The organism is Bacteroides cellulosilyticus DSM 14838, assembly GCF_000158035.1.
In the GTDB taxonomy this organism is placed as follows: Bacteria; Bacteroidota; Bacteroidia; order Bacteroidales; family Bacteroidaceae; genus Bacteroides; species Bacteroides cellulosilyticus.
Window position 1 is genome coordinate 1 of record NZ_EQ973506.1, and the last position, 681, is coordinate 681.

Here is a 681-nt window from a genome sequence, read left to right on the forward strand (position 1 = left end):
TTTAGCGGGTTGTTTCATTGATTTTTAGCTCTCCCGACATTAATTGGGGAAGTAATGTATTGCGCAAAGATGATAAATATTCTGTTTCTGTCTGTAATTCAACTATCTTTAAGACCATATTGGTAATAATTTTATTGAAATCGTTTAAAACTTTATCAGTTGGATAGACTAATTTAGTCATTGCCAATAGTTCTTTTGATAAATCAGCTTGTCCAGTACTACCTGTAGCGTATGATTCTAATAAGATTTGCTTTCCTAAAAAATATTGTCCTATGAACATTTTATCATTCTGTCGATTTGTTCGTACAATAGTTACGTGCGAATCCACAGTTACATTCTTTTTTTGAAACCATACTTGGGCGGGTCTGCCTAATGTTCCTATTCCTGTTGAATTAATTAATACATCTCCATATTGAACCCATTTTTCATTTATTTGTTTTGGAATGTGTTTTCGTGCTATAGATAAATCAATTTTCCTTCCTCGTATACATTTTTGGCCTATTACAAGTTGATTGGAACTTTCATCATATTGTGGAGTAATCCCTTTTGTAATAAGAGAACAGATCGATTTTAATTCTGAAATTTTCCATCCTTCCGGTATCATTCCAAATTCAGAGTTTACGAATTTTCCATCCTTGAACGGCTCGAAATCGACAAACCACGATTTGAACAACGCCTGTG

The 681-nt window shown here is 33.2% G+C and carries 1 protein-coding gene; it reads right to left on the reverse strand.

The window, feature by feature from the left end; all coding sequences use genetic code 11:
* Position 1 precedes the first annotated feature (1 nt).
* On the reverse strand, positions 2-681 hold a 680-nt coding region (locus tag BACCELL_RS25355; protein ID WP_007215043.1), incomplete at its 5' end, for a restriction endonuclease subunit S.